This is a genomic window from Enhygromyxa salina, from assembly GCF_000737335.2.
Taxonomy (GTDB): Bacteria; Myxococcota_A; Polyangia; order Nannocystales; family Nannocystaceae; genus Plesiocystis; species Plesiocystis salina_C.
The window spans coordinates 59,085-80,783 of record NZ_JMCC02000037.1; the positions used below are offsets into that span (position 1 = coordinate 59,085).

A 21,699-nucleotide genomic window follows, 5' to 3' on the forward strand; every position below is an offset into this window, starting at 1 on the left:
GAACACGGCTGCGCACCCGGGGCTCACGGCGCCGCCCCGGTCGGCGTGGCCGCGCTGGCGTGGCGGTTGGCGAGGGCCGGCGGCTCGATCTCGACCAAGACCGCGTCGGCGAGCGCGTGCTGGGCGGAAGTTGCGAGCAGCTCGCCGGGCTCGACACCCGCGAGGATCTCGACCTCGAGGTCCCCGTAGGCCCCCACCCGAACCTCGCGCAGCTCCGCCACGCGCCGCTCGAGCCCCTTTCCCACGCCCTCGCGCTGCTCATCTGACGCGGGCGTCAACACGAACACCGCGAGCTTGCCGGCCCGCCGGGTCAACGCGGCCCGCGGGATGAGCACGCGCTCGCCCCCCTTGTGCAGCGGCAGGGAGATCGTTGCGACCATGCCCCCGCGGATCCGCCCCTCGGGGTTGTCGAGGTGATACTCGACATCGAACAGGCCCGTGACAGGATCGGCCGCTGGCGCGAGCGCGGCGAACTGGGCCAGCGTCGACTCGCCGCCCAGATCCTCGATCGTGACCAGCGCCTGGGCGTCTTGGTCGAGCCGCCCGATCTCGCTGCCGACGAGCCCAACCCGCACGCGGATCTTGGATAGATCGACCAAGTCGAGCACCGGCGCCCCAGCTCCGATCGTGTCGCCAACATCGACGAGCCGCCGCGCGACGACGCCAGCGATCGGTGCGCTCATCTTCGCGTCCTTCGACGAGCGCCGCGCCGACCCGAGCTCCGCCTTGGCCCCATCGAGGGCAGCCTGGGCCCGATCGACCGCGTGCTTGGCCCCATCGAGCTGGGCCGCGGCCAAGCTGCCCTTGGCGACCAAGCCCTGCTTGCGCTCGTACTCGGTGCGCGCGAGCTCGAGGTCGTGCTCGAGCGCCTCGACCCGGGCCGAGGCCCCCGACACCGCCAGCCGCTGCCGCGATCCATCGATGCGCAGCAGCAGCGCCCCGGCCTCGACCAAGTCGCCGTTGTCGACCGTCACCTCGAGCACCCGCCCGCCAACCTCCGCGCGCAAGTTCGCGTCGCGCCACGCCGAGGTCATGCCCGTCGCCGTGACTTCGCGTGCCAGCAGCCCCATGCGCGCCGAAGCGGCCTCGACCCGAATCGCACCCGCGCCCGGATCGACGATCGCCTCGCGCGGCGCGGGGGCCTCGTCGACCTCGTTGCAGGCCGAACCGACCAAGCCAGTGACGACCGCGACCGCGATCAGAACACCGATCCCAGACGGCCGAAGCATCTTCGATTGATCCCACGCAGGACCAGCGCGGTCAATGAGTGGCGCACGCAGGCGGGAAGCCCTTGCGCCAGCTGAACGCGCGAACGCAGCTACACCCGCTCCAACAGCTCGCGGGCGCGATCGGCTGGGACCGCCGCGAGCTCCGCGAGCTCATGAAACACCGCACGCTCCCGATCCCCGCGGTCGCTGGCCTGAACCAGCGGCGCGACCTCGTAGAGCACCGCCTCGCGGATCTCGGGCTCGAGCGCTGCGAGCCGCCCACCGAGCTGCTTTAAGTCTGGCGGCGAGTACAGCAGCATCGAGAGCTCGACCCGCCGCGCGACCGAGACCGGCATGCGCTCGAGCAGCGAGTCGAACTGGGCCGCCTCGGCGCTCGCGAGCTGGCCGTCGAGGTTGGCGAGCGCCGCCGCAAACCCGACCACCAGCTCGGCCCGGGTCGCCGCCTCTTGCGTCCAGCGCGAGCGCCACGCTTGGGCCTGCTCGGGGCTCACGCCGACCTTCTCTGCGATCCGATCGTGGACGGCCGCCTCGACCTCCGACCCGCTGCCGTCGGCCAGTGCCATTCGCCACGCCTGCTCGAGCAGCTGCTCGACAAAGTAGGGCAGCGGCGGCGAGAGCTCGGCGAAGCGACGCTCGAGCGACGGTCGATCACCAAGTAGATCCAGCCACGGCTGCATGTGCTCATCTTCGACGCTGGCGTCGACGAGCCGCAGGATCTGGTCCCACTCCCCAAACTCGAGCATGTCATCGGCGTGGGCGATCATGCCGCAGGCGACCAACGTCCACTCTTGCTCCGGTGTGAGCATGTCTAGTTCTACGCCAACTGCGCGCAGCTGTCAGCCGTCTATCTCGAAGTAACAAGGACCGATCGCCAGCGCCTCGGGGCCAGCGCCGTGCCACAGCGCCGCGGGCAACAGCCGCAAAGTCCGCATCAGCGGATCGGCGAAGCCAAGCGCCCGCCCGGTCATTGGCACGAGCTGCCCGGCCTGGCCGATCCCCACCGCCGCGTCCCCACCCGCTTCGACGCTGCTACCGAGCGGCAACGACAAATTCAGGCCGAACAGACGGCGGACTTTTTGGAGCACCGTTGGCGGCAACGGATAGTGGAGAACGATCGGCGCCGCGCCGGCTGGGACCGGCATGTTGGCCATCCGCGCCGCTCGATCGACCGCCTCGTGCATGCCGCCGTAGGCGTCGACCAGCCCGATCTCGATCGCCCGCACGCCGCTCCACACGTGGCCCCGCGCGACCGCGTCGGCGGCCTCGGGTGTCATCGCCCGCGCACCCGCAACGCGCTCGATGAACACGTCGTAGGTCGCCTGGATCCCGGCCATGGCGGCGTCGCGCTCGTCTTCCGAGTAGGGCTTCCAGTACGAGTGCATGGTCGCGCGGTCGCCAATCGAGAGCAGCTCCGCGTTGACCCCAACCTTGTCGAGCAGGCCCGAGAGATCGAGCTTGGGCAGAAACACACCGATGCTCCCGGTGTACGTGGTCGCGTTGGCGTAGATGTACTGCCCGCCGGTTGCGATGTAGTAGCCACCCGAGGCCGCCGTCTGGCCCATCGAGATCACGACTGGCTTGCGCTCGCGGGTGCGGTCGAGCTCGCGGGCGATCTGCTCCGAGGCCCGCACCGAGCCCCCACGCGAGTCGATGCGCACGACCACCGCCTTGACGGCGTTGTCTTCGCGCAGCTCGGCGATGGTCTTGGTCAGGGTCTCGCTGCCGGCCAGCTCGAGCCCCAACAGCGGAATCTCGAGGGACGGCCCAGTGACCAAGGTGCCGCGCACGTGCACGATAGCCACGTGGGCCGGCGCGCCCCAGTCCCCCGTTCGCAGCGGCGACGTGGGCGGCGCCTCGATCCGCACCCCGCGGCCCAGCCACGCCTCGAGCTTGGCGTCGAGCTCGTCGGGCCACGCGAGGTCGTCGACGATCCCGCGCCGACGCGCATCTTCAGGCTGCCACGGCGCCGCGTCGACCCAGTCCGAGACCACCGCGGGATCGCGGGCGCGCGACCGGCCAACGACCCGGATCAGATGGTTCCAGGTGTCCGTCATCAGCGCCCGATTGGCCTCGGCCACCGGCGCGCTCGGACCCGTGCGCGTCCAGATCTCGGGGGTGCCCTTGTACTCGGCGACCCGCACGAACTCCGCTTGGACCCCGAGCCGCGCGAGCAGCTCGCCCCAGTAGAGCGTGCGCGACGACAGGCCAATGATCGACAGCGCGGCGTGGGGATGCGCGATGATCCGATCCGCGACCGAAGCCAAGAAGTAGCCCGTGAGCGAGGCGCCCTCGAGGTACGCCACGACCTTGCCGCCGCTGTCCTGATAGCGCAGCAACGCCTCGCGCAGCTCCTCTAGCTGCGCGCTGCCAAACTCCGAGCCGGCCAGCTCGACCAGCACCACGCCCCCGCGACGCCGGGCCAGCTCGTCGATCAGCCAGACCAGCTCGGCCAGCTCGCGATCGTCGTGCTTGCCGGCCAGCGACAGCCGCGTGACCCGCCGCGGACGCACGGGCAGGATGTCCGTGTAGCGCTCGTGCGAGAGCCGAACTCGGCCGCTCACGCCGTGCAAGCCACCAGCCCCCAGCCCAGCAGTGGGCCCGGCCGCGACGCCAAAGTGCGGCGTGTCGAGCTGCACGCCGAGGCTCACGCGGGCGACCGCGCGGGCGTCGGCCTGGGTCGGATCCTTGCTCGGGTCGTCGACGTCGGCGGCGTCGAAGTACGCGACGGCCTCGGCCTCGGCGTAGACCCGCACCCCGCGATTGCCAAACAACATGCGCCCGCGCGGCTGGACCTGGAACCCGCGGATCGGCGCCTCGGCCGGCTGCAACCCAGCGAGCCGCGCCCGCACGCCGGCGGCGACCTCGAAGCGCGCGTCGCCAAACGGACGCAGGGCGACCTCGGGGTCGAGCACCGGGGCTGCCCGCACGCTCTCGGCCAAGGTGGGCGCGTTGAGGTTGCGGGCCACGACAGCCAGGCTCACGAACCGGTTGGCCCGCCAGCTCAGCGCCAGGTCGAGCTGGTTGACCCGGCTCGCGTACACGTTCTCGCCCGAGAACAAGCGCGAGTACTGCAGCCCAAACGACAGGCCCGGGACCCAACGCATCAACGGCACGGCCGCCGCGATCGTGAACTTTCCAAACGCCGCGTCGGCCGTCGCGTGGGCGTTGCCAGGCACGGCCTGCTGCCGCAGCACCGCCTGCAGCCCCACGCCGAGCGCGAGGATCTTCCAGGGTAGCGGGAACTTCCAGGGTAGCGGGACCGCCACGAAGCCCCCGATGCCATCACCCCGCCGCCCGCTGCGTTCGATGTTGTAGGTGAAGTCGAGGATCGCGTTGAAGCCGTCCAAGTAGGCCAGGTTGGCTGGGTTCTGCACCACCGCGCTGGCGTCGGCCTCACCGGCGACGACGGTGTAGGGGCGATCGGGATCGCGCAAGATCGAGCGCGCCTCACCGCCGTTGCCGGCCCGTGCCGACGCAGGCGTGGCCAACAACACTACGAGCGCGCTGATGAGCGCGAGCGCGAGCGCAGCGGAGCGCGACGGCCATGACAGCATCGCGGCTGTGATAGCACGTTGGACCGCGACGTGCGCCACCGCGTCTGGGTGACCGGGCCGTGCTCGTGGTGTCCGGCTGGGCGCAGCCGGCGAGGATGGCGAGCGTGAGTGCTGCGGTGCGCATGGGCCTGACTTGCGATCAACGACGCGCCATGAACAGGGTATAGAGCCCGGGCGCGCTGTCGAGTAGGTCATCGCACATGCTGTACTGCGCCTCGTCGACCCAAATGTCGTAGTCGCCGACTTGCCCCGAGTTGCCGGCGAACAAGGTGGTCGTCTCACCGTCAACGGTGAATTCGACGCCAACGTCCTGAGTATCGGGGGCAGCCCCTTCGGGCCCGTTGCACCAGCCCTCGGGCTCGCACAGATCGCCGACCAGCGCGATCCCCAGCGGCGCGACGCCATACCACCGATAGACATCGATGTAGGCCGCGACGAGGCCGTCGTCTTCGGCGCTTGCGAGCTGCCAGGTCGTCCCGTAGGTCCATTCCCCCGAGGACCACTTGCCCAACGACTCGAAGTGAACGTCGAGCGCAGTCCCGATCACGAGGTCCGGGGCCCACACCGGCTGCGCGGTCACGACGACGCCGGGGTGGTAGTCATCGGGACAGTCGAAGCTCAGTGTGGTTTGATCCGCCACCGTTGTCACAGACGCCAAGGTGCAGACGGCGTGGTACTCGGCGTCCGGGTCCGCGGCGTTGAAGCCGATGTACGAGTGGCTCACGCTGGCATCGCCACCGACCCCACAGTCGGGGTACTCCATCGGGTCCTCGCCGCCATCGCCATCCCCATCGCCATCGCCATCGCCGGTGTCGGTGTCGGTGTCGCCGGTGTCCCCATCGCCATCCCCATCGCCATCCCCGTCGCCGGTGTCCCCGTCGCCGGTGTCCCCGTCGCCATCCCCGTCGCCGGTGTCCCCATCACCGCTCAGCGTCTCGCTCTCACCGGCCGTGTCTGCGTTGGCACCGGCTTCACACGCAGTGGTCAGCGCCAAGCAAAACCCCAATCCCATGGCTCGGCTCGTCTTCATGCCCGGGTTGTAGCGTGGCACGCCATATCGATCACGCAGGCTGCCACGACCGCGCCCGACTCAGCTCGCCGCGTATTGTGCATTCACCACGTCGCCCCCCACTCCTGCTCCTTGCCCTCGCACCAACCATCCTTTTGCAGGCAAAGCCCCACCTGCTTGCAGGCATTACTCTGCTTGCACTCCACCAGGTCCGCCGGCGGATACAGCCGCGCCCTGAACCAGGGCTCGCAGTCCGAGAGCCCGTCGGGCTCGCAGGCGCTGCAGCACTGCTCCCCAAACACCAGCATCCAGCCGTCTTTGCGGTAGGCGTGCGAGACTCGGGCCGAGCCGGCGCCGTAGTCCTCGTTCGTGGCGACCTTGGTCCAGCCTTTGACGCCGGGCTTTTGACAGCCGATCTTGAACTGTCGTTTGCCGTCCCACGGACCCCCATTCTTGTCCACGCCAGGGCAGCCGGCGGGCAGAATCGACGCGGGGATCGACTGCGCATCTGTCGGTGCGGGGTCATCTGTCGGTGCGGGGTCATCTGTCGGCGCGGGAGCTTCGGGCTCGACCGGCGCGGGGATCTCGGCGGCGGGCGGCGGAACCGGGTCAGGCGTCTCGACCACGGTCGCCTCGGTGGCCAGCGGCTTGGCTGCCGGGGCGTCGGCGCTTGGCTTGGGGCGTTCGGCGTCACAGCCCAGCGTGATTGCGAGGAGCGACAGGCCGAAATAACACAGCGCCCAGCTTCGATCGCGGAGCGAGCGACGGCGCGTGGTGCTTCGTTTGGCGAGCATGTGAGCCCAAGTGTAACGCGGCGCCTAGACACGCGGCACAGCCCGATCCACCCAGCAACCTGCAGGTCGAGCTGCTCGAGAAGCTGGTGGCCGGGCCGGGTGGAGACTCGGCCCGCTGCGAACAGCTCCACCGGCGAGCACGAACGAGGCGACGACATCCCCCTGCTGCTCGATTGCACACGCGACGAGCTCGAGCCAGCGACCATCGTGAGATCGACGCCCTGCTCGGCGAGGCCCTCGCGGACGGTGGCTTCGAGGCCTCGGTGTTTGCTCGGTTTCGAGAGCGATTCGCTGAGCTGGCGGCCACAGCGCGACCACGCTATGCTGGCGACCTCTATGTATTGCTCGTTCTTGCGTGCTCCAACCCTCTTGTGTGCTCCAACCCTCTTGTTCGCGCTGCCGCTCGTCATCGGATGCAACGAGCGAGTTGCCGGCGACGAGCAGGTGGACACGTCGCAGACCGAGACCTCGACGAGCGAGACCTCGACGAGCGAGTCCGGCGATCCCGATCCAGGCGACACGGAGGAGGAGACCGGCGACGGTGATGGCGACGGCGAGCCGCCTGGTGACTTGATCCCCGATGGCGAGGCGCTGAACCCCGACTGCGAGGTCAGCCCCGGCGATCACAGCGGTGTCTGCGAGGGCCCCCAATGCCCGATCCTCGAGGACATCGAGCTCCGCTGTCCGCACCTGGACTTCGTCAACCGGATCGAGCTCGGGCTCACGCCTTCGCGCCTCTACGTCGACTATCGCCAGAGCTGGGACGAAGGCAGCGACTCGTTCATCCTCGCTAACGGCGAGGTCGACTTCGTCGCGCCGCTCCCCGGGCCGGGGTTCTCGGGCCAGCGAAACGACGGCACCCTCTACCGAGCCGGCGAGGGCGAGACCTACCACCGCCAGGTCGAGGGCGGCTGGTTGCAGATCCCGCTGCTCGGCAACCCTGTCGAGTTTGATCCCGACGACGCCGAGGCCGTGTGGCCGCGGCCGAGCCTCGATGACGAGCTGCACCTGATGTTCGCCGAGGCCCTGTCGAGCCAGCGCGGCGGCACGAAATTCCACTGGCTGGCGCCACACGACGGGGGCTGGGTCGTCGAGGAGGTCACCGTCGGGGACGTCGCTCGCTGGCCGCTGGTGGTCGACTTCGATCCCCTCGGTCGGCGCCACGTGTGGATGGAGATCTACGACGAGCCCGAGGACCTCTCGTTCCGCGTGTTCGGCGAGCCCGAGACCCAGCTGCCCGCGTTCTCCGGTGACGCGTACGCGGGCCGCAACCAGGTGCCGACGCCGCCCCGGCCCGCGCTCGGAGCCGAGGGGCCACCGCTGGCGATGCTGCGCGCACACCAGCAGAACCTGGTCCTGCTCACGGGCCACGACCCCGGCGATCTGATCGAGACGCCGATCGCCGGCGCGCGCCACCTCGAAGATCGCTGCGACAGCGACTACTCGAGCTTCCAGGCTCCCTGCGAGCCCTGCGAGTACGACGACGCTGGCGTCGAGTTCAGCAACTACGAGCTCGTGCGTGGATCTCATGGGGAGCTGTGGGGCGTGTGGCTGTGGATCAGCGTCGACGCGAGCATGTCCAGCCAGCAAGTGGACAACACCTGCGTCGGGTCCGTCGACTCGATCGAGGCGACCGGCGAGCTGCGCATCGTCGAGCTCGGGGCGGACGCCAGCGTCGGGCGCCAGCTGGCGATCCCCCTCGACGGGCTCGTCGCGTTCGAGATCGGCTCGAGCTCCAATCGAACGTTCTCGGCGACGGCCTACGACGATGTGATCGCCGTGGCGCTCGAGGTCGCTGTGGACACGGACTACGCGTACCCGTTCAACGACGACACCAACCTGATGACCCGGGTGATGGTGATCGACACGACCCTGATCGAGTAACCCACACGAGCGAAATACTTGGACGAGGAGGTGAGCTGGCATCGGCATCCAGACCGAGATACCCAGCCAATGCCTCGTCGGCTGCGCTGGAATCTCAGGTGCCATCTGCTCCGAACCAATCTGCGGTGGCGGCCTCGTTACCCAAGACGAACAGTGTGAGGGCGACGACCTCCAGGGCTCGGACTGCCAGACCCTTGGCTTCGACTGGGGCGAGCTCTCCTGCGATCTGGCGACCTGCGAGTTCGATACCAGCGCCTGTGGCAATGGCATCAAGGAGCCCGGCGAGCAATGCGACGGCGAGGATCTCGGCGGCTGGGACTGCTCGGACTACGGCCTCTCCGGAGCCCTGATGTGCGACGAGAACTGTTGGATCGACGGCTCGGGGTGCAGTTAGCTCCGCCGGCGTGGTCCGACCAGATTGAGCGGGTCGTCGTCGTCACCCTGTTCGCCGGCTTCCCCGAAGAGTGCAGGAGCCGCCTCGTCCGGTCACTCCACGAAGTCGAGCTCGAGCTGGCCTGTTGAAGGTCCGCACCCGGCTCGAGGAGCTGGGCCTGTACTCCCGGTCCCGCTCGCACTCGTAGAGCCCGTGGTAGATCGGTCACGGTGGATTGTGTAATTGCCGGAGGCTGGAGTTCTACAAACCCGGCCGCGTTCGCTGGAAGTGAGCACGGATCACGTGCAGCCGACCCCCGCCTCTGCGGGGTTCTAGCATCGATTGGCCATCGACCGGCCAGCCGCCAGTCGCACAGGAGCGCCCTCAGCGTTTGAGCGTCGCTTCGTAGTGCTTGACCAGCACCTCTGAGGCCAACGCAACCGAGATCGACGCCGGTAGCTTCGGGCACTCGAGAAACAGCGAAGCGTCACCCTTCCACTCGCGCGTGACCACCTTGCCGGCGTCGTTGCGCGTGACCTCTACGTCCCCCCACGAGCCGCTCTCGCGGCACTCGAGCGGCTTGTGGTCCGCGTCGAAGGCAGCGAGGCCGAAGTAGCGCAGCTTGGGACTGGTGACCTCGAGCGTGACCTCGTTGGCGGTCGGCGTTCCGTAGTTCGCGTGAATGGTCGCGCCCGCGTGCTCGGCCGTGGTCTTGTCTGCGCCGAGCTCGACGATGGTCACGTCGAGGGGCAGCAGCAGCTCCAGCGTCACATCGATCTCGCTGATCTCGTCGAGCGCGAGCTCGCGTGTGAGCGCGACGAGGGGGAAATAGCCGTAGAGCACCGGTGAGTTGCTTGGGAGATCGACGAAGCGATCGATGACCTCGTGGGTCATCGGCTTGGCCTCGGGCAGCTCGGTGTCGAACAGCAGGGTTCCGAACTGCGGCGGGAGATCCTTTTTATCGAGGACCTCCGTGCCGGACTTGTCACGCACGCTCTCGGCGATCAGGTACGCCTGAGTCACGCCTGTGCTGCGGACATTCAGCAGCGGCGGCAGCTTGGTGAAGAACCGCAGCACGTCGGGGTGCGGGCTCGCCGTCGCCCAGGCCGCCATCGGGCCTACCGATCCAGAGAGTGGGCCCTCGATCTCGGCGCGGGTCTGCTCAAGCACCTGCTCGTACACGTCCGCGCCGACGGTCGCCGGCAAGCCGTGGCCGTTGTCGCGGACCGCCGCGAGCAGCTCCGCCGTGGGCTCGATCCGAGTCTCGGACTCGGCCGCTGCTTCGGGCTTGGGGTCGGGGGTTCGCTCGGGCTTGGGGTCGGGTTCCGTTGCGGCTTCGTCGCTCTTGCTGCAGCCCAGCACGAGCAGCAGGGCACATGTAATGAGCGGGTGTTTGGACATGACGCACCGTACCACTACGGTCGCGCTCGAGCTCCACATTCGGCGGCACGGCCAACGACTCGCCGCATTGCCGGCGGGCTCGCAGGCCTTGAACGACAACGAGGGTCGGCACGCAGCGCTCGGTGTGTGGCCGCGGTCTTCCGGGTGCGTGGCCCAGATCTCGGCCAGCTCGCTGACTCACGCCTGAGTCCTGCAACACGACCCCGCGACGACCGAGCACCTCGTCGTGGGGTCGGATACCGCGACATGCCCGGCGCACCGCCGGGACAGTTACGAGCGCCGTCACCCCGAGCAGACGCTGCTCTACCCAGGTCGTCGCCGAGCGCCACCTGCGACTCGTTCCGAGCGGGTGTCCCTACTCGGCTTCAGTCGCGGCTTCAGTCGCAGCTTCGGGCTCGGCTTGAGGCTTCATTGGCCAGAACACCTGGCACTTCGTGCCCGTCCACCAACAATTGCCGAGGTGACATTTGCACGAGAACTGCGCGCCATCGGGCGCGACGACGTAGAACCCATCCCTCGAGCAGTCGTTCGTGCGCTCCCGGCAGGTGACGACATACTTCTCCTTGCCCTTGCTCAAGGTCCAACCATTTGTGGCGCAATTGCCATCGTTACACTTGGCGGTCCATGTGCCGGACTTCCCCTTGCTCTTCCAGCCACCAACATTGCAGCCACCCTTGCCACATTCGGTCGTGACGATCCCCTCGGGGGCGTCAGTCACCCAGCCAGCCTCATAGCAATGAAGTTCTGAAGTGCACTTGCTCCGCACATCGGGTCCCCAGGCCTCGTTCCACCCCTCCGTCTTGCATTTTCCGTATGGGCAAAGACCACCACCGGGAAAGTAGGTTGCGAACGGGACGTGAAAGGCCTCGAGTCGGGCCTCGTCCGATTCGATCGCAGCGAACTCCTCGGCGGCTCCGTCCCAGAGCTGGCTCATGTCGCCGTCCACCAATTCCACACAAGCTTGCACGAAGTAGACGTGCTCGCGGTCGTCCTGCTCGAACACCTTCGGTCGTAGCGTGTTGCAAACCGGCCCAACAGCGCCGGCGTACTGCTCGTTGTTCTCGCCCCCGAGTTGGTCGAGGAGGTCGAAGCTGGGCTTTGCCGCGAGGGCCTCGAGCAGGAGGTCTGCCGCGCCTTCGCGCTTCGCCTTCGCGTAGAGCCGAGCCTGCTCGGAGTAGAGGTACGCGAGGCCGTGTGCGTTGTCCTTGTGGAATGCCCGCGCATCATCGAGGGCGACGTCGATCACAGCCCACGCCTCTGCGTCGTTTGGGTCGAGGTTCCCGTGGCTCGCGTGCGCCTGAGTGTAGTTGAACAGCTCGGTCAGCTCATACGACTGGTAGTTGCCCTCCTTGGCCCGCTCGGCGAGACGCGTGATCTTGTCGAGGAGCTTCTGTTGATCCTCCGAGCGCTTGGTGCCTGAAGGATCGACCGCGCCGTCGGCTGGGACGCACTCCGAACCCATCATGAACACACACAACACGGAAAGGAACGACTTTGCCAGTAGATGATTGAGCTTCACGCGGGCACCCTACCTGGCCCCCCATCCCCGTCAATCACAACGTCGCTATATTCTCGAACCCAAGGTGACCCGCTTCGTGCGGATTATGACATCCGACAGGGGCGCAGGCCGCGCAGGCCTCGCGCCGCCCCGTGCTTAGCGTGCTCGTGGGCCGGCGAGGCGCATCGCCGGACGCAACCCGTTCGGCGCGATGTCGCCCCCGAACGAAGCCATCCCGTGCAGCCGAGGCACGCCCAGGACCAACCGACGCTCGCGGCTTGCTATGGCGCATCGATCAATGATCACCAACTGCTCGGAGTACACACGCCGTGGTTCTCGACCCGCTCGACTTCATTGCTCGGCTCGTCGCACTGATCCCGCCGCCGCGTTTTCATCAATGCGCTACCACGGCCAGCGGAGCTCGTACCCCGCTTCGGTGGCACGGGCCACAGCGAGCACACCGACGTGCAGGGCGAAGCTCGGCGGCTCGCCAGCGAACAGCGCGAGCTCGCGCGGACCTTTCATCGCCCTCGGGTGTCAACTTCCCGCAATGGCCCGTTTACCCCTCAATACAGAGGTTGTACGCGCGCCTCGAAATCCCCAGCAGAATGTGCCGCTGCTCGAGCGCGGCCGCGAGTTGTGCGAACGCGACACATGAGACGACCCGCACGGCGCCGCTCGATCTCGGGAGCAGCTGGTGCCTGCGCCCGACGAATGTATTGACAGTGAGTTGATTTGCCCAACCTCCGTGTTCGGGCCCCACATTCGGAGCCTGCGCCTCGCTCGGGGCTATACCGGCAAGCAGCTCGACCAGCGAGTTCGGCAGCGACCTCATTTCGAGCGGGGGGCCGTAGACAGTGACAACGCGATCGATCCGCCCAGCAACCCGCAGGTCGAGCTGCTCGAGAAGCTGATCAACGACGAGATCAAGTCGCAGGGCGATCGCAACGTCGTGCAGCGCCGGGATTCTGTCGGTCTCTGACTTCGCGCATGCGGAAGTGTTGCTTGGCGCTCTGCCCCCGCCCCAGGCCTGCACAACAACACACACTCAACCACTCGAGGGCATCATGATCCTCCTCGGCCCCACCGACCCCTGCTGCTGTCCCCTACCGCGAGGCACTCGTGCGATGGACGATCAGCTCGCCGAGATCGGTGACCGTGTCGGCGCGCATGTTCGTGGCGGCGGGCACCGCCTCGGTCCAGCGGTCGCCGATCTGTGCGGCGATGGTGTACGCCGCGAGGGGCAGATCACTGATCTCGAACCGTCCGGCCTCGTCTGTCGTCGCCGACCAGCTTGGCTCGACCCCGTCGCACAGCGAGCGTGGGCTCCCAGGCTCGTAGTTGGGGCCCGGGAACGCGCTGCAGATCTCGACCTCGATGTCGTGGACAGGCCCCTCGACGAAGAAGCTCCCCGAGATGCCGCCGCGTCGCTCGTGACCCAGCTTGGGCAGCGGCGGCCCTTCGCCCTGGACGAGTATGTCCACAGACGGCCCAGACATGTCGTGGAGCCGGGCGATCGGGAGCTCCGTGATGCGGTTGTCGGCGTCGATGATCGTGAGGCCCTCCGCGGTCCCGACCCAGATCCGGCCGCTGTCGTCGATCGCCACGCTGCGCGGCGCGACCCCCGTCCAGTTGCTGGTTTTGCGCATGAGTCGTTGGGGCGCGCCGTGGGGCGCGTCGAGGGTCAGCCGCACGAGCCCACACCAGCTGCCGACGGCCGCTAGCTTGGCGTTGGGGCTGACGCTCAGCCAGGCGAGCTCGGAGCACTCCTCGAGTGGCAGCGAGTAGTGGGTCTGCTGATCGCCGCTGTAGCGAACCAACTCGCACGACTCGGCATCACACTTGGCCAGCAACATCATCGTTCGCTGCGCTGCCCGAGCCACGAGCTCGGGGGGGCTGGGCATGTGGTTCACGGGCACGTCCATGGTTGTCCACTCGCCGTCGACCATGCGCTGGATCTGATTCCACACAATCCACGGCGCACCGTGCTCGTCGACCGCGATGTCCGTGCCCATCGGCCCCTCGCCCCAGGCCGCGGGGACCGGCGTGACCTCCCAGGTGCCTGTCCAGTGCCCGATCTGGTCGCCCAAGTCGAGCACCCAGAGATCGTTGGTGTGATTGCCGGCCATGCGCCAGGGGGTGAACCCGGCGTCTTCGTCGAGGCGCACGACGGTGGTCGGCGCGCCGTCCTCCTCGAGCCGATGGACCCCGGATGACGACAGCAGGTGCAGCTTGCCCTCGATGTCGGCCATCTGGTGGATCCGGTCGGACGACGGGTAGTGCAGCCGCCAGCCCTCGGCGTCGATGACAAACACGCCGACACCCTCGACGTTGATGTAGGCCCGGTCCTGCGACGCGGCGACAGGTGCAGGTGCAGGTGTGGCCGTGCGCGGCGTCTCGCCGGCTGGCGCAGGCTTGGGCTCGCTGGCTTTGCAGGCGAGCACGAGCCCGGCGGCGAGGCAGGTCGCGACGAGGGGCGAGCAAACGGCGTGGCGCATGCCCAGGTTGTAGCGTCCTCAGTCGCCGCCCGCGACCACGCCGTGGTCGCGGCTGTTGACGTGGGCGTTTCGATAGCTGTATCCGGCGCGAACGGCCGCGGCGCCGACGTTGGTCCAGGCCTGGTCGCCTGGGTGGAGGATCTGAAGCCCGTCCTGCGCGTGCTGGCGCAGCAGCGCGTTACGGTTGGCGCCCGCATCCTTGAACTGCGTGGTGCGCAGGGTAGAACCAGCTTGGGTAGATTAGGCTGATCGAGTACTGCATGCGCAACGAGAACGCGCCGAGCGGAGACTCAACGATGCTCGGACTCCAACCGCTGCGGGGGAATCGGCCGGTTGGCAAGGCCGTGAGGTAGGAGCGATAGATTTTTAGCGAGCTGCGCAGGGGTTGAACACGCGCCTGCGACCAACGGCGGGCAAAGTCAGAGCAAACGAAGACTGGGCCCATGCCTAGCGGTAGCATCGTGAGCATCGGTTGCTGCAAGAGCTCGTACATGGGCCCGAACTCCGGGAACTCGGTGGCCGGCAGTTCACCCCCGGTCGGCTCGTACTCCAACGACACCAGCGGTGCGCCGCTACCGAGTTGGCTCACGAGAAATTTGCCGTCGGCGGTGTCAATCGAGACGAGTTCCTTCTGAAATCCCCAGAACATGCGACCTCCGAGCATCGCCAGCACATTGTTGAGCAACAACCTCGGCATATAGAAGAAAGGACCCGCTGGAACCGGGTTGATCATCGTTGAAGTTGTATAAACATGAGGGATACCAACGACGTGCTCGTTATAGGTCATGCTCGGCAGTGGCGTCGGAATGTTCATATGTAGCTGTAGCATGTCATAGAACCACATCGTTACGGGATGGGTTCCGGGCCGAGTCAAGCTCTGCGAGCCAAGGGTCATCCCGTAGGGTAGAAGCGCCTCAACCAGCCTTGTGGGAAGCGCGAGCGTGAGCGCGCGGACAGTGCTGTTGGCCAGGAGACGGATGTTGGCGTAGGGACCTACGAACTGCATATTGATGGGCCTCAAAAGTAAGGGTACACGAGCGCTGCCAGGATGCGCCAGGCGCAATACTTCGACGCTCGCTAGGAATGACCCGGGTCTGCTCGCCAGAGGGACCAGGCGGCATGCGCGCGCAACTCCTCGGGTTCGCTGGTCTAAAGGACAAGTGAAAGCCCTTGTCTTGGTCAGGCGGAAGCCGGACTACGGTGTTGATGGCGCTGTGCAGGCGGGTCTCGTTGTCTTCTCGACCACGACCCAAGCTGAGCCGCCATCGGGTATCATGGCGGTGAAGGGTGAAGCGACATGTACGAACGGCACCATACGGACCTCCCTCCCCGCCATCATTTCAATCCGCCAAACGGCGCAGCAGCACCCTTCGTCGGATTGTTCCAAGTCCCCATGTACTGGACCCAGCAGCTGTATGCGGAGTGGTTCATGCTATGGGGTCTGGGTCGAGGCGCGACGAGTCGTGACTGGTGGAACAACCCCGAGGAGAGCGACCCCTACCACGACTGGGCACGTCACGTCTGCGCGCAGCGTTTTTCCTAGGAGCCCGTGGTGCAATGCATCGCGTCGCCTCGCGCCGGAATTTTCGTCGAGGGCGAGGCGCTGAAACGCAGCTGTACCGGGCGTACTGCAAGTTTCGGCAACACTGCCCTCGGCGAAAAGGCCATTGCACCACGGGCTCCTAGCCTAGCGGTCGGCGGGGGGGTGGCGAGGCAGGCTAACGACAAACTCGCTAAATTGTCCGGGCTCGGTCTCGAGCTTGATCGTCCCGCCGTGGGCGTGAACGATGTCGTTGCTGATCGAAAGCCCGAGGCCCGCGCCTCGATCGGGTGGCTTGGTCGTGAAGAAAGGCGAGAAGATCTGCTCGCGGATCTCGGGCCGAATGCCCGAGCCGTTGTCACGGATCGTGATGGAAACGACGTCGTCCACGCCGCGGGCATGAATATCAACCCGAGGCGCCGGACCTCGGGGCTCCGTCCTTGCCCGCTCGCGGGCGGCCTGAAGTGCGTTCATGACAATGTTGATCAGCGCACGACTCAGGGCACCGGGAGAGCCCCACAGCACCCCCGCATCATCTCGGACCTCGCAGACGAGTGTGGTATTGGAGTCGAAATCCTGACTCCGCTCATTGTGCAGGGCGAGCTGCTGAACGTCGTGGAGCAGCAGCTTGACGACGACTTCTTGTCGTTCCCCACCGTCCGTGGGCGAGAGTGCCCGCATACTGGAGACGATCTTCTCCACGCGCATGCCGTGGGTGCGCACCGTGCTCGTGACTCGATCCAGATCGGCAAGCAGTTCGGTGACGCGCTCGCGGGTCGGTGAGTCGAGGGCGTCAAAGCTGGCTCGCAGCACCTCGTCGAGTTCCTGCTCGATCTCCTGGGCGACCTCGCTAAAGTTGACGATGATGTTGAGTGGATTGCGGATCTCGTGGGCGATACCGGAGGTCAGAACGCCGAGCGACGCGAGCTTCTCTTGGGTGACGATCCGGGCCTGCGTGGTCTTGAGAGTCTCGAGTGTGCTTGCGAGCTCGAGATTTCGCTCGTTGAGGGCCGCGGTCCGCTCGCGGACGCGCTCTTCGAGGCTGGCCGTGTGCTCCTCGAGCCGGGCGTAGAGCCGCGCGTTCTCGATGGCGATCGCGGCCTGGCGCATCAAGGTCGCCAGCAGCTCGACCCGCTCAGGGCTGAATACGTGGGTGGCAAGGTTATTTTCGAGGTAGAGCACGCCGCTGAGCCGACCACGGAGCACGAGTGGGATGCACAACACCGACAACGGCCGGACCGCCTCGACGTAGGGGTCGCGGGTGTAGCGACCGGTCGTGCTCGCGTTGTCGAGTAGCACGGTCGTCTGCGTGCGAGCGACGTAGTTGACGATCGTCATGGGCACGCGATCCTCGACGGGGACTTCGTTGTCCGCCTCCTTGTCGAGAACGATCTCTTGCTCGTCACCGAGGTGCCCTTCGACCTCAATCTCCCACTGCCCGAGTCGGTCGGCAAGCAGCACCGCCCGTTGTGAGCCGGCATTGGCTAGGGTCGTGTCCATGAGCTTGTCGAGCAGCTGGTCGAGCACGACTTCGCTGGTCAGCAACGCCGAGGCACGCATCACGGCCTCGACATCGAGAGATTTGCGGACCGGCTCGTCGGCACCGACTCGGTGCCCGAGCAAGCCACCGAAGGTGTCGTCGAGCTGCCGGACCTTGGCCATCGCCTGCCAGCGCAAGAAGCCATGGCGCGCGGACTTGACATAGCTCGAGGCCGTAGCAATGCGCCCGAGGCGAAGGTAGTGCCGGGCCGCACGCTCGCACGCTATGGCCTGCTCGTGCACAAAGCCCTGCTCGCCGGCGCCGCGAATGGCCTGCTCGTAGAGCTCGTTCGCTCGCAGAGAATCGCCAAAAAAGGCCTGCTCTTCCGCGAGCAGAAGCTGGTGCTTGTGCAAGTAGTTGGCTGGGCCGAAGGCGGCCCAGCGGGCAAGCTTGCGCTCGATATCCGCCACGCGCTCGCGCAAGCTCGCCGCGTTACCCGGCCGCTCGGCGGCGAGGGCCAGCAACGCCAACCCCTCGTAGAAATAGCAGACCGGCACGTTGGCGAAGGCTTGCACGGCCCCCTCGTTGAGACGAGCTGCCTCGGCGCTAGCGACCGCTCCGGCGTAGTCACCGAACCAATACCCGAGCATGCACTTCGCCATATAGATGGTATAGAGCAGAGCTGGCTGTTCTCGGTACTCGGGAATCTGACGATCCTCATCGAGCCGTTCGCCGACGAGCCGGAGCGGATCCACGGCGTCACCGTGCAAGTTGAGAGCCAGCTGGCTCCAAATCGACATGTACAAGACCGGCCACGGTTGGTCGAGCGCCTGCGCCAAATTGATGCACTCGCTGTGTAGCGCGATGACCTCGTCGAGAACGACCGTCCCGGCGAGCATGGGCGTACTCGAGACCTGATTCGCATGGAAGGCCGCGAATGCGATGTCACCCAATTCGAGGGCGTCATGAATGCCACGCTGAAAAGCCTCGAGCGTGTCGCGCAGCGGCTCCTTCCAGTGGCGAATCGCCAGGTTGTAGGCTGTCATCGCCTGGACCCTGAGGCGCCGGTCAAAATAGCGCTCGGGCAGGTTTGCGGCGTTCTGCCCGATAGCGTAGCCACGCTCGACCTCGCCGAACTCCCCACAGAGGATGTTGGCAATGTAAACGTAGACAAAGCCCGAGGCGAAGGAATTGCCGTAGCACACGCTCAGCCTCCCCATCATGAAGCAGACCTTGGGCCACAGCTGCGGCCTCGCAAGAAAGGTCGGCGCGTTCATGGTCGTCAGCAGCTCCATGGCGACGAGCTTGTCGGCGCTGGTCATCTCCGGCAACGTGGCGAGGTCCTCGACAGTGACACCCCGCTCGTCGAGGTCCGCGAAGAAGCCGCGACGTAGTTCGTCGGTGTCGTCGGGCAGGCCCTCCACGTCGACGCCGAGCTTAGCGAGCGTCGCCAGCGCGCGATCGATCGCTCCGTGGAAGTCGTTGCTCGAGATCTCGAAGAGGATACGTAGGCGCTCGATCTTTGCCGCGTCGAGGCGGTTTGAGATGTGGGTGAGCGCGGTCTCGGAGAGGCTCATCGCCCCATGGGTGTCATTGGACAGATAGCGGGCCTCGATCGCCGAGACGTGCAGTGAGAGCGTCAGCGGGTAGTGTTCGGTCCACCCAATTTCGCCCACGCGCGAGATGCCCTCGTCGAGGTAGGTGCGAGCGACGGCGTAGGCCGCCGAGGCCTGGGCCTTGAGCCCGGCGTCGAGGTTGAGCTGGGCGAGCTGGAGCTCGGCGCTGCGCTCGGACAACAGCGAGGCGCCGAGGTTGAGGTTGCTGACCACGTGGAAGAGCAGGTCGTTGAGACCGACTTCTTGGGCATGGGCGAGCAATCGCTGGCCGACTTCGAGGTGAAAGCTGGGCTTGTCCTCGTCGGGGATCATCGAGTAGGCCGCTTGATGAACCCGATCGTGCGCAAACTTGTATTGAATCGGGAGAATCCCAGCGCTGCCTCGGGTGACCGCCGCGGCAGAGAAGCTCGCGCTCAGCGCCAACGGGACCTCGTGCTCCGTGCTCAGCGGGAGCACCAACCCATCGCGCATCGGCTCCCAGAGCTGACGAGCGACGGTGTGCTCATCGACCTCGCCGACCACCGCCAGCAGCCCCAGCGAGAACCGAGCACCCAAGCAGGACGCATGCTGCAAGATGCGTTGGCTAGCCACCGGCAGCAGCTCGAGGCGGCTGAGTATGAGGGCAATGACGTTGTCGGAGACCCCGAGCGTGGCGATCGCGTCGAGGTCCCAGACCCAACGCCCCTGCTCATGCTCGAAAGACAACAACCCGCGCTCGACGAGGTGCTCGAGCATCTGAATCAAGAAGAATGGGTTGCCCGCGACCTTGCTATAGAGCAGATCAGACAGCGGTCGGGCTCGCGCCACGGAGCAACGTAGAGCGTCGGCCACGAACTCTTCGACGCTGTCGAGGGCGAGGGGGTCGAGGGTGATCGACTCGATCATCGTGCCGTCGCGTCGCAGCCCGTCTAGGACGAGGGTGAGCGGATGGGCCGCGTCGACTTCGTTGTCGCGATAGGCGCCGATCAGCAACAGGTTCGCGGCCTGATCCCGTGAAAGCAGGCGCTCGGTCAGGGCCAGGGAGGGCGCGTCCGCCCACTGCAGGTCGTCGAGGAACAGGACCACGGGGTGCTCGGGCCTGGCGAATGCATCGACGGTCGCCTCTATCGCTAGATTGAAGCGGTTTTGCGTGAGCGCAGGATCGAGGGAAGGAACCGGCGGTTGCGGACCGATGAGCAGCTCGAGCTCGGGGACGACCTCGATCACGACCTGTCCGTTGGCCCCGAGCCTCTTCAGGAGCGATTCCCGCCAACGGGCGACGGCTTCTTCGCTCTCGGTCAAGACCTGTCGGATGAGCTCCTGGAAGACCTCGACGAAGGCGCGATAGGGACTATGGCGCTGATACTGATCGAATTTCCCCGTGGCGTAGTAGCCCGAGCGCCGGACGATCGACTGGTGGGCCTCGCGCACGAGCGCCGACTTGCCGATGCCCGAGTAGCCGCTGATCGTGACCAGCTGGCAGCCACCTTCGGCGGCTCGGTCGAACGCGGCGAGCAGACGTCGTGACTCCTCTTCGCGAGCGTAGAGACGCTGGGGAAATTCGAGACGCTCCGGCCTGTCCTCGCTGCCGGGCACAAAGCTGGTCTCGGAGGTGTGGTGGTGGCGGAGCTGACGACAGCGCTCGAGATCGGTCTTAATCCCGTGTGCGCTCTGATAGCGATCGTCCGAGGCCTTGGCGAGCAGACGGGTCACGACCGTGGACAGCGGGCCTGCGAGCTGTGCCACCAACGCCTCGGGGGGCGTTGGTGGCTGGGCGATGTGCATGTGGACGAGTTCGACGGGGTCTGTGGAAGCAAAGGGCCGCCGGCCGGTGAACAGTTCGTAGAGTGTGACGCCGAGCGAATAGAAGTCCGTTCGGTGGTCGACCGCGCGATTGATCCTCCCGGTCTGCTCCGGCGAAATGTAGGCAAGGTCGAGGTCGAGGTCGGTCGGACTGGCCAGGCGCTGCGGCGCATGAGACAGCTCGGAGGCGCCAAAAAAGTCGGTGACGACCACCCGCGGGGGATCGAGCTCGATGTAGATGTTGTCGGGCTTCAACTGGCGATGCGTAATGCCCGCGGCGTGAATTCGTCCGAGCACGCTGGTGAGGTCGATGGCGAGATCGATGGCGAGGTCGAGGCCGAGCGGGCCGAGGTTCAGTGACTCGCGCAAGCTCCGGCCAGGGAGGTCCGCGAAGACCAGGACCAGGCGATCGCTGTCGTGCTCCAGGGCGATGGCTTGCGCGATGCCTGGCGACTCGAGCTTCTTGCTGAGCTCGAATTCCCGGGTCAGACTGGCATACTCGCTGAGCGAGGGCAGCTCGCTCGTGAGCAGCTTGATGACGACGGCCCGTCCAGTGGCGCGCTCACGGCCGCGGTAGAGCGTCCAGCGTGCTCGCTGCGTGAGGGGTTCCGCGAGTTCATAGTGCTGCAGCTTCGGTGGGTTCATCGAATGACCTGCCCGTTCGTTTGTCGTGGGTCTGGAACCCGCCGCCAACCGGTACCGGGTACGCGAAAGAAGAAGGTAGGAGCGGGGGGCGAGAGCGACGTAGCCGGTAGATCCCTCGCCTCGATTGTCTCAGGTTCGATGGCAGTTGGGGAGCAGGATCGACCCGGATGGCTGTGGGCTTGGCCAAACCCCCGCCGCCAAGGGCCCATCGAGTGTCGACCTACGCGTAGACAACCTAGCAGCCCGCGGCCTGAGGTCTTTCAGCTGCGGCGACTCGGGCCTACTATGTCTTCAAGGGGGCTTTCAAAAGCCCCCCTCGCTTCGGCGGCGGAGCCCCCTTCGCTCACCCCAAACGCTCGCCTATCGGCTCGTACTAGCCCCAAATCACTCACCTTT

13 protein-coding genes are annotated in these 21,699 nt (G+C 66.5%); 2 read left to right on the forward strand and 11 right to left on the reverse strand.

The annotated features are described in order from the left end of the window. Positions 1–23 precede the first annotated feature (23 nt). From DB30_RS15575 to DB30_RS15595, 5 genes are all read right to left on the reverse strand, one after another. Positions 24–1,229, reverse strand: a complete 1,206-nt coding sequence (locus tag DB30_RS15575) for an efflux RND transporter periplasmic adaptor subunit (RefSeq protein WP_052549603.1) — start codon at positions 1,227–1,229, stop codon at positions 24–26. An 89-nt stretch (positions 1,230–1,318) separates the two neighbouring features. Beyond that, on the reverse strand, positions 1,319–2,035 hold the full coding sequence (locus tag DB30_RS15580; protein ID WP_052549605.1) for a TerB family tellurite resistance protein: 717 nt from the start codon (positions 2,033–2,035) through the stop codon (positions 1,319–1,321). Between the two features lie 30 nt (positions 2,036–2,065). After that, positions 2,066–4,783 (reverse strand): signal peptide peptidase SppA, encoded by a 2,718-nt coding sequence (gene sppA, locus DB30_RS15585; protein WP_052549607.1) that lies wholly within the window; start codon positions 4,781–4,783, stop codon positions 2,066–2,068. A 139-nt stretch (positions 4,784–4,922) separates the two neighbouring features. Beyond that, the gene (locus tag DB30_RS15590) at positions 4,923–5,813 is read right to left on the reverse strand and encodes a hypothetical protein (RefSeq protein WP_052549609.1); all 891 of its coding nucleotides are present in this window, start codon (positions 5,811–5,813) and stop codon (positions 4,923–4,925) included. A gap of 83 nt (positions 5,814–5,896) precedes the next feature. Beyond that, positions 5,897–6,586 (reverse strand): hypothetical protein, encoded by a 690-nt coding sequence (locus tag DB30_RS15595; protein ID WP_052549611.1) that lies wholly within the window; start codon positions 6,584–6,586, stop codon positions 5,897–5,899. Between the two features lie 351 nt (positions 6,587–6,937). Here DB30_RS15595 and DB30_RS15600 point away from each other — a divergent pair, with 351 nt between their 5' ends. Then, positions 6,938–8,470 carry a hypothetical protein gene (locus DB30_RS15600; RefSeq protein WP_146659079.1) on the forward strand — a complete coding sequence of 511 codons (1,533 nt, stop codon included), beginning with the start codon at positions 6,938–6,940 and terminating at the stop codon, positions 8,468–8,470. Positions 8,471–9,227: 757 nt separating this feature from the next. On the opposite strand, the gene DB30_RS15605 is transcribed toward DB30_RS15600, so the two are convergent. The 3 genes from DB30_RS15605 to DB30_RS42785 all read right to left on the reverse strand — a co-directional run bounded on the left by DB30_RS15605 (position 9,228) and on the right by DB30_RS42785 (position 12,267). Continuing rightward, a complete protein-coding gene (locus tag DB30_RS15605) occupies positions 9,228–10,244 on the reverse strand; it encodes a hypothetical protein (RefSeq protein WP_052549617.1) in 1,017 nt (338 codons plus the stop codon). 355 nt (positions 10,245–10,599) lie between these two features. Further along, entirely contained in the window at positions 10,600–11,763 is a 1,164-nt protein-coding gene (locus tag DB30_RS15610) for a hypothetical protein (protein ID WP_146659082.1), read from the reverse strand. A 381-nt stretch (positions 11,764–12,144) separates the two neighbouring features. Continuing rightward, complete coding sequence (locus DB30_RS42785) at positions 12,145–12,267, reverse strand: hypothetical protein (protein ID WP_276204359.1); 123 nt, start codon at positions 12,265–12,267, stop codon at positions 12,145–12,147. A gap of 223 nt (positions 12,268–12,490) precedes the next feature. On the opposite strand from DB30_RS42785, the gene DB30_RS15615 reads away from it, so the two are divergent. Beyond that, positions 12,491–12,724, forward strand: a complete 234-nt coding sequence (locus DB30_RS15615; RefSeq protein WP_052549620.1) for a hypothetical protein — start codon at positions 12,491–12,493, stop codon at positions 12,722–12,724. A gap of 124 nt (positions 12,725–12,848) precedes the next feature. Here DB30_RS15615 and DB30_RS15620 read toward each other — a convergent pair whose 3' ends face one another. The 3 genes from DB30_RS15620 to DB30_RS15630 all read right to left on the reverse strand — a co-directional run bounded on the left by DB30_RS15620 (position 12,849) and on the right by DB30_RS15630 (position 21,303). Further along, on the reverse strand, positions 12,849–14,240 hold the full coding sequence (locus tag DB30_RS15620; RefSeq protein ID WP_052549622.1) for a hypothetical protein: 1,392 nt from the start codon (positions 14,238–14,240) through the stop codon (positions 12,849–12,851). Positions 14,241–14,418: 178 nt separating this feature from the next. Beyond that, the gene (locus DB30_RS15625; RefSeq protein ID WP_338082193.1) at positions 14,419–15,054 is read right to left on the reverse strand and encodes an acetoacetate decarboxylase family protein; all 636 of its coding nucleotides are present in this window, start codon (positions 15,052–15,054) and stop codon (positions 14,419–14,421) included. Positions 15,055–15,927: 873 nt separating this feature from the next. After that, positions 15,928–21,303 carry a trifunctional serine/threonine-protein kinase/ATP-binding protein/sensor histidine kinase gene (locus DB30_RS15630; protein ID WP_052549625.1) on the reverse strand — a complete coding sequence of 1,792 codons (5,376 nt, stop codon included), beginning with the start codon at positions 21,301–21,303 and terminating at the stop codon, positions 15,928–15,930. Positions 21,304–21,699: the final 396 nt, after the last annotated feature.

Excerpts from the sequence above, each read along its gene's own strand:
- DB30_RS15575 (WP_052549603.1), bottom strand. The coding sequence starts at position 1,229 with ATGCTTCGGCCGTCTGGGATCGGTGTTCTGATCGCGGTCGCGGTCGTC.
- DB30_RS15580 (WP_052549605.1), bottom strand. The coding sequence starts at position 2,035 with ATGCTCACACCGGAGCAAGAGTGGACGTTGGTCGCCTGCGGCATGATC.
- sppA (WP_052549607.1), bottom strand. The coding sequence starts at position 4,783 with ATGCTGTCATGGCCGTCGCGCTCCGCTGCGCTCGCGCTCGCGCTCATC.
- DB30_RS15590 (WP_052549609.1), bottom strand. The coding sequence starts at position 5,813 with ATGAAGACGAGCCGAGCCATGGGATTGGGGTTTTGCTTGGCGCTGACC.
- DB30_RS15595 (WP_052549611.1), bottom strand. The coding sequence starts at position 6,586 with ATGCTCGCCAAACGAAGCACCACGCGCCGTCGCTCGCTCCGCGATCGA.
- DB30_RS15605 (WP_052549617.1), bottom strand. The coding sequence starts at position 10,244 with ATGTCCAAACACCCGCTCATTACATGTGCCCTGCTGCTCGTGCTGGGC.
- DB30_RS42785 (WP_276204359.1), bottom strand. The coding sequence starts at position 12,267 with ATGAAAGGTCCGCGCGAGCTCGCGCTGTTCGCTGGCGAGCCGCCGAGC.
- DB30_RS15620 (WP_052549622.1), bottom strand. The coding sequence starts at position 14,240 with ATGCGCCACGCCGTTTGCTCGCCCCTCGTCGCGACCTGCCTCGCCGCC.
- DB30_RS15625 (WP_338082193.1), bottom strand. The coding sequence starts at position 15,054 with ATGAACATTCCGACGCCACTGCCGAGCATGACCTATAACGAGCACGTC.
- DB30_RS15630 (WP_052549625.1), bottom strand. The coding sequence starts at position 21,303 with ATGAACCCACCGAAGCTGCAGCACTATGAACTCGCGGAACCCCTCACG.